We start from the raw sequence: 7,224 nt of genomic DNA, 5'->3' as shown, positions 1-7,224 counted from the left end.
TGCCTGTAGCCAGCTTTGAGCGCCCGGTGGTTACGCATGTGGCGAGCGAACCGATTTTCTAGGCCCTCTTCCAACACCAGGCGCAGCGCCTCGTGCAAGCCGTAGTTCTGGTTGATCGGAGCCGTATGATGATAGGCGCGCGAGTCGCCCCAATAGTCGCGGACCATCGACATGTCCAGATACCAGCTGGCAATTTTCGACTGGCGTCGCTCGATGATTTCGATCGCCCGTGGGCTGAATGTGACCGGCGCCAGCCCTGGAGGACAACTCAAGCATTTCTGTGTTCCGCTGTACACAGCATCCAGCCCCCAGCGATCGACCTCAACCGGCGCACCAGCGAGCGAGGTGACGCAATCCACCAACAAGAGTGCATCGCTGGCGTGGACGACTTTGGCTATCTCCTCTAAGGGCTGCCAGGCTCCGGTTGACGTTTCGGCGTGTACGATGCCTACGACTTTTGGTTGTACGCGTTGCAGCGCCTCGGCGATTTCCTCGGGCGAGAAGATTTCGCCAAAACCCCGTTCGAGGGTAGTCACCTGCGCGCCGGCGCGGGTGGCAACATCGCTCATGCGGCCACCGAACACGCCGTTGACACAAACGAGCATCCGGTCGCCGGGTTCGATCAGATTGACGACGCATGCTTCCATGCCCGAACTCCCCGTACCGCTTACCGCGAGCGTCAGCTCGTTGGTGGTTTGAAAGAGCTCGCGGAGCATCGATTGCAGCTCGTCCATTACCTGTAGGAAATAAGGATCTAGGTGCCCAATCGTGGGTTTTGCGAGCGCCGCCAACACACGTGGGGGCGTGTCGCTCGGGCCCGGACCCAGCAGGATCCGCTGGGGGGTATTGATTGGAGCAGGGATTGAATAGGCCATGGGTTCCTCTTTTCAATGGGGTAATGTGACTTAGATTGCCGTTAGTGGCTGCCAGTATGATTGGGCTCTAGCATACTGAAGTTCTCAAGCAGTCAGCACCGAGAATTTGTAGCTTGGGTTAGCTCTGCTTTGGGGTAGGTTGTGCGATGCGCCGGGTCAGTGTCGGCAGCATACAATCTGCTGCGGACGTGGTTCGAGCATGCCTAAACGAGGGCGATAGGAAGCATGGATTTGCTCGGGTTGCACCACGTCATTAAATACAATGGTGATATTACCGTTGGGCAGATGATGGTCCGTGCCTTATTCATTTATCAGTATTATTAATTAAATGCGCAGCCCCCCTCAGCGCCATTATTTGTAAGTTCTCAATAACCCCGGGCACAGCGACGCTCAGTCGCTGAGTTCCACCGCACACAGGCTGCGCCGAAAGGAGCGGGGGTGGGTTCAGGCGCGGGCTGCGGGCCACAGTGACGATAGCGCCAGCCGTTACCATCGCCCCATTCTGCGCTTCTTTGCCCGGGGTTATTGAGAACTTACCATTATTTTCGATAATATCATAATTTATAAGGTTTTGTTTCCAGAATGACTGGTCTATAACAGTAACCGCTTGTCTCGGCTGGGCTGTGCCAAGCTCGATGCAGTGCGTCACTTTACAGAAGGGTTGTGCAGCCATTTTCAGTTCAATACATGCTGTCGGTGCACGGTTGTTCAATAGGTTATTTCATCCATAGACTTAGAACTCGCGCACAGACAAGGTTTGGACATTCGATCATATTTTAGACATGCGGTCTGGACAGGGTCCGCACCTTGGGCGATGATCAATTGTGATCAAGTAGACAGATGCGGAGATTCGGTGTACGGGATTATTCGCGATTTATTGTTTCTTATGGAGCCGGAGCGGGCTCACAGCACCACCCTGCGGTTGCTTTCGGCAACCGCGCCACTCGGATTGGGTTGTTTGGTAGGTGCGCGTGGGACGCCGGCGCTGCCCTGCAAGGTCATGGGGATTGAGTTTCCTAATCCGGTCGGCCTTGCCGCCGGTATGGACAAGAACGCCGACTACATCACGGCGCTGAGCCGGTTAGGATTTGGATTTATCGAGGTCGGCACGGTGACTCCTCGGCCGCAGCCGGGTAACACTCCGCCTCGGGTATTCCGCATCCCGCAGCGCCAAGCACTTATCAACCGGTTAGGTTTCAATAACAAAGGCGTCGATCACCTTGTCCGCCAGGTGCGGCGATCCGGCTATCGTGGCGTGTTGGGGATCAACATCGGTAAGAACACCGACACTCCTGTGGAGCGAGCTGTCGATGACTATGTCATTGCGTTGCGCAAGGTCTATGCTTACGCGAGCTACGTGGTTGTCAACATCTCCTCGCCGAATACACCCCGACTGCGGACGCTGCAACACGGTCTATTGCTTGACGAGTTGCTTTCTACCCTGAAAGCGGAGCAGCGCCATTTGTCGGTGCTCAATGGCCGTTACGTTCCCTTAGTAATCAAGGTAGCGCCGGATCTCGATAATGAGGCGATCGATGTCCTTGCACAACAGCTGCAAGAGCACGCAGTGGATGGTGTTGCGGCCACCAACTCGACTTTGTCGCGTGAGGGTGTCGAGGGGCTGCGTTATATGACCGAGGGTGGCGGCTTGAGCGGGGCGCCTTTGCTCGAGCGCTCAACCCGGGTTTTGCAGCGCTTGCATGCCGTGCTCGAGGATCGCATACCCCTGATCGGGGTGGGCGGCATCGTTTATGGTGCGGATGCGGTGCAGAAGATGAAAGCCGGGGCCGATCTGGTGCAGATCTACACAGGGCTTGTTTACCGCGGCCCGGAGCTCATTTGGGAGATTGTGCAAGCGCTGGCCGAACAATGCGCCGATCAAGCATCACTGGCAGAAGAGATCTAGCGGTAAACCAATAGGCTGGGCGTCCTTGAGCCAGCGAGTGGGTAAGACAAGCCATCTCGAATGCCTCATTTAGTTGACGCAATCCGCTGTTCGCTCGGCTTTTCAGGTGTCCTTCAGCGCCTCGCAGCGCTCGCAGCGAGAGAGCTGGATGAAACCGTTGCCGGGAATGTTCAGTAGCTCACCGTGAATCTGGCTTCCGCACGGGCAGGGTTGCGGAAATCCGCTGGTGCAACGTCTGCAATAGCGATCATCGGCGTCATGCTGCTGCCAATCGGCCCGTGGGATATTATTCTCCATCTCGGCTCCTTTATCGTTTTAAAAGCGCCTCCGCGCAGCGCGCTTAGGGTGTTTTGGTCAACTGAGCACGGTTGAGGGCCCGCCCGCGTTTCAATCAGTGCCTTGTAATTCCTTGGGTAGCTAAAGACAATGAACGACTGCTAGATGATAAACGTCCGTTACCCCGGCATCAGATCTGCGGTTTGCAGCGGGTTGCTTCGGAGAGGTGGCTGAGTGGACGAAAGCACCCGACTTGAAATCGGGCGAGCCCACGGGCTCCAAGGGTTCGAATCCCTTCCTCTCCGCCAATTCGACAGGACAGTCGACATATGCCCCAGCATAGACGCCGAGTCTCGCTTAAAGATGGAACAATGGATTACCAGATACCACGGGTCGAGGAGTTCAATTGAAGCTCAGCGAACAACTTCTGCAAGGCCGCGGGCTCGGCGGGCTTGACGAAGTGGTGATTGAATCCGGCTTCTTTCGTCTGCTGCTTGTCCTCGTCCTGCCCCCAGCCCGTCAGGGCCACGAGCGTCATATCCTTGCCCCAAGCCTGTTCTCGGATATGTCGTGCGGCCTCATAGCCGCTCATTTCCGGCATTCTAAGGTCCATCAGCACCACGTCGGGGCGGAACACTTCCGCTGCTTCAACGCCCTGCGGGCCGCCGTAGGCGGTGCGGACCTCGTTGCCGAGCGCCTTGACGACCATGCCCAGCATTTCCGCCGCATCCTTGTTGTCGTCTACCACCAGAACGCGGAGCTTGGAAGAAGTCCAAAGTCCAGAGTCCAGAGCCAGAAGCGCTTCCGTTTCTGGACTCTGGACTCTTAGCTCTCGACCCTTCAGCGGCAGCCGCACCTCGAACGCGCTTCCCCGACCCGAGCCCTCGCTGCGGGCGTCAATCCGGCCGCCGTGCATCTCGACCAGTTGCTTCACCAGCGTCAGGCCGATGCCGAGACCCGTGTAGCCCTGTTCCAACGGACGGTCGACCTGAGTAAACATCTCGAAGATGCTGGTCTGCATGTCGGCGGGGATGCCGATGCCATTGTCCCTAATCGTCACCACGACGTCGCTTCCCTGCCGCTCGGCGGAGAGCCAGATATGCCCTCCTTCGGGTGTGTACTTGGCGGAGTTATTGAGCAGGTTCGAGAACACCTGAGCCAGGCGGTTCGGGTCGGCGTCCAAATGGATCGGCTGCGGAGGCACCGCAACCGTCAGTTGGTGGTCTGCCTCGTCAATGAATGGGCGGGCCATTTCCACGGCATTCTGCACCACGTTGGCCACCGCCACCCGGCAGATCCGCAGTTGCAGCTTGCCCCGCGTAATGCGGGATACGTCCAAAAGGTCATCAATGAGCCGCACCATCTGCAGGACCTGCCGCTCCATCATGCCACGGATTTCTTCCATCTTCGCCGGACTATCCGCCGCCATCTTCATGAGCTCCAGACCCATTCGGATGGGGGCGAGCGGGTTGCGGAGTTCGTGACCCAACGTCGCCAGGAACTCTGACTTGCGGCGGTTGGCCTCGGACAAGTCGGCAGCGGTCTTTCGCAGTTCGTCCTCCAGCCGTTTCTGCTCCGTCTGGTCCCGCATGACCTTCATAAAATTGACCAGCTTTCCCGCCTTATCGTGCAGGGCCGCGGTGGTCCCCGTGGCGAAGAACCGGCTGCCGTCCTTTCGCCGCATCCATCGGTCACTGCCGGCCTTGCCGGTCGCCGCGGCCTGTTCCAGTTCCCGCAGCGGCACGCCGCTCTCAACGTCTTCGGGCGTGAAGATGGTCGGCACGATGTCTTGGCCGAGAAAATCGGCTTCCTCAAAGCCCAGCACCCGTCTGACGCCCTCGTTCCAACTCGTCGCCCGGCCCTCGGCGTCGGTCATGAAGATGGCGTAGTCTTTGACCTGCTCGACCAGCGTTCGGAATCGCCGTTCGTTCTCCTGCAGGGCCGCTTCCGCTTTCCGGCGCTCGGTGATATCTCGGAACACCAGCACGCAGCCAAGAACTTGGCCTTGGTCATCCCTGATCGGGGCGGCGCTGTCGTCAATAGGCCGCTCTGTGCCGTCCTTTCTGACGAGGACGGTATGGTTCGCCAGCCCGACGATGACGCCCTCCCGCAGCGTCCTCGTCGCCGGGTTATCGACCGTCCGGCGTGTCTGCTCGTTCACGATGCGAAATACAGCGTCGAGGGGCCGGCCCGCTGCCTCAGCGCTCGCCCAGCCCGTCAGGGACTCGGCCATGGCGTTCAGGCTGGTGATGCGGCCTTCGGTGTCCGTCGTGATGACGGCATCGCCGATGCTGGTGAGCGTCACAGTGAGCAAATCCCGCTCTTCCTGAAGCGCCTGCTCCGCTAGCTTACGCTGGGTGAGCTCTTGATCGACAGCGTGGAGCGCCTGCTGGAGTTCACGCCGAGTGGCGTCGAGCGCCCCGGCCAGCGCTTCGGCTTCGGCGGCCGCTCTGCGTGCCGCTCTCGAGTGTCCCGCCGCTACTAAGACAGCCCCCTGACCCTGAAGGGCCGCACCCAGTAGCGGAAGGAGCAGGCGCACTTCGACAACGGCCTCCGGACAAGGCTTCCCACCGATGAGCACCAACACCGTTTCTTCGTCCGTGGCGACGCCCACGGCCTCTTGTCTGGTCTGTGGGTCGGGAAACGGAAGCTCCGCGGCGTGAACGCCGGCCGCAACAGACTCTGTAAGAAACTCCCGCCAGACACGGCCCTCCGGAAGTGTTTGCGGGAAACCCGGAGCCGGAAGCAGAACGCCGATTTCCGGATCTTTGATAAACACAACGAGATCATGCACGCCGAGACATTTCGCCAGACTCTTCGCCGAACTCGGTCGGCGGGCGACGTTTGCCATCTCCGCTAACAAGGACAACATCAGGGCACTGTGTTCCTCATTCCGGAATGACGCACACGACGGCGGTACAATTGTGGAAACCGCTAAACTGGGTCTCTGTACGAGCAATCTGGCCGTAGGTATTGCAGCCGGCGTAGCCAGCCTCTCCCAGCGCCGTCTGCACGGCGTGGAGCTCGATACCGAACTCTTTTCCCATCCTGAGCCGCGTGGCGGCACAATCGAAAAAGAGGGCCATCCCCGGCCGTTCGCCTTGGAGCTGCCTGAGCGCGTCCTCGGTCGCCGCGGCCGCCGCCTGTGCCGCGGATGCGCTCCCCGTGCCCATAATGCACACTATAGCTCCGGTCGGAATCTCCGCCGCGCAGGAAATCGAACCATCCGGGTTTACCGCCAACGGGACGCGGAGCTTGTAGCCCTTCCCGGTGTCGATGCCGAGGACGTTGTGCAGAAAGAACGGCAGCGGGTCGACGGCATCGAACACCTGCCCTGTGGCCACCGCATGCTCCTGGAACACCTCCACGGCCCGCATGGCATTCAGACCAACCAGCCGCAGGCCCGCGGCCTCGGTAACCCGCAGGGGAGGCCCGGCTGGTTGCCACCCGTGGCCAAGACCGATGCCCAAGGGCTTGTTTGACAAAATCTCTAAGGCGACCACCGCATCCGAAACCGCTTCGGTACCATAAAAAACATGGGTCTGCCGGAATTGCCCGTCATCCCCAGCGCCGCCTCCGAAAAACCGGTACGTTCCACCCGTTGCCAAGATCAGCTGCCAGACCAGATCCTCGGCGTAGCCTGCCAGCGCGTCAATCAAAACCAGCGCGGAACGGTACCGATACTCAGGCGACGACGGACCATGAAAGGAGGATACCACGGCCTTCGCCGCGGCGATGGGGTTGGCACGCAGCCCCCGGCCCAGACCGGCTGCGAACCGCGTCTCGGAGGACCTCACCGCCACTGCGGACGCCGATCCTTCGCAGTGAGTGCCGGTGGCGAACTCGCCCGCCGACGAGCACCCGATCAGGATCTTCGGGCGACAGGCCGACTCGATGGTTTGCAGCAACTTCGGGTATTCGTATTTCGAGGAAGCGAACAGGAGGAGGGCGTCGGGCGGCTCCCCGTTGAAGGCCGTTGAAATCTGGGAGCCGAGAAACGCCCCCGCGTCTTCGGCGTGGTGTAATTCCGTATGGGCAACATAGGAATAAGTCATGTTCATCCGATCCTTTCGGCGTTGCGCGTTCCGCTTGATCGAATCAGATACCACCCGCAAAGCAGGTGGTTTGATGAAGGCCCCCAGAGGGGGCGTGTGCTCCAATGAAAGG

Annotated in this window: 6 protein-coding genes and 1 tRNA gene; 2 read left to right on the top strand and 5 right to left on the bottom strand. The window is 59.7% G+C overall.

Annotated elements, in window-relative coordinates; genetic code table 11:
• A partial coding sequence (locus tag NB231_RS06800; protein ID WP_050756064.1) for a pyridoxal-phosphate-dependent aminotransferase family protein occupies positions 1-875 on the bottom strand: 875 nt, incomplete at its 3' end.
• A 304-nt stretch (positions 876-1,179) separates the two neighbouring features.
• Entirely contained in the window at positions 1,180-1,587 is a 408-nt protein-coding gene (locus NB231_RS18440) for a hypothetical protein (RefSeq protein ID WP_156776931.1), read from the bottom strand.
• 141 nt (positions 1,588-1,728) lie between these two features.
• Here NB231_RS18440 and NB231_RS06795 point away from each other — a divergent pair, with 141 nt between their 5' ends.
• The gene (locus NB231_RS06795) at positions 1,729-2,781 is read left to right on the top strand and encodes a quinone-dependent dihydroorotate dehydrogenase (protein WP_040661999.1); all 1,053 of its coding nucleotides are present in this window, start codon (positions 1,729-1,731) and stop codon (positions 2,779-2,781) included.
• Positions 2,782-2,883: 102 nt separating this feature from the next.
• On the opposite strand, the gene NB231_RS06790 is transcribed toward NB231_RS06795, so the two are convergent.
• A complete protein-coding gene (locus NB231_RS06790) occupies positions 2,884-3,078 on the bottom strand; it encodes a hypothetical protein (protein WP_005000890.1) in 195 nt (64 codons plus the stop codon).
• A gap of 199 nt (positions 3,079-3,277) precedes the next feature.
• On the opposite strand from NB231_RS06790, the gene NB231_RS06785 reads away from it, so the two are divergent.
• Positions 3,278-3,365 (top strand) — tRNA-Ser (locus NB231_RS06785).
• Positions 3,366-3,433: 68 nt separating this feature from the next.
• Here the strand turns inward: NB231_RS06785 and NB231_RS16750 are convergent.
• The gene (locus NB231_RS16750; RefSeq protein WP_005000887.1) at positions 3,434-5,929 is read right to left on the bottom strand and encodes a PAS domain-containing hybrid sensor histidine kinase/response regulator; all 2,496 of its coding nucleotides are present in this window, start codon (positions 5,927-5,929) and stop codon (positions 3,434-3,436) included.
• Positions 5,930-5,945: 16 nt separating this feature from the next.
• On the bottom strand, positions 5,946-7,112 hold the full coding sequence (locus NB231_RS06775; RefSeq protein WP_040661996.1) for an FIST signal transduction protein: 1,167 nt from the start codon (positions 7,110-7,112) through the stop codon (positions 5,946-5,948).
• Between the last annotated feature and the right edge of the window lie 112 nt (positions 7,113-7,224).

Source organism: Nitrococcus mobilis Nb-231 (assembly GCF_000153205.1).
Classification (GTDB): domain Bacteria; phylum Pseudomonadota; class Gammaproteobacteria; order Nitrococcales; family Nitrococcaceae; genus Nitrococcus; species Nitrococcus mobilis.
The sequence above is the reverse complement of the archived record's forward strand: the minus strand, read 5'-3'. Positions and strand labels throughout refer to the sequence as shown.

What these genes read in the sequence shown, in the direction of transcription:
- NB231_RS06775 (WP_040661996.1), bottom strand. Translation starts at nt 7,112, where the DNA reads ATGACTTATTCCTATGTTGCCCATACGGAATTACACCACGCCGAAGAC.
- NB231_RS16750 (WP_005000887.1), bottom strand. Translation starts at nt 5,929, where the DNA reads ATGTTGTCCTTGTTAGCGGAGATGGCAAACGTCGCCCGCCGACCGAGT.
- NB231_RS06790 (WP_005000890.1), bottom strand. Translation starts at nt 3,078, where the DNA reads ATGGAGAATAATATCCCACGGGCCGATTGGCAGCAGCATGACGCCGAT.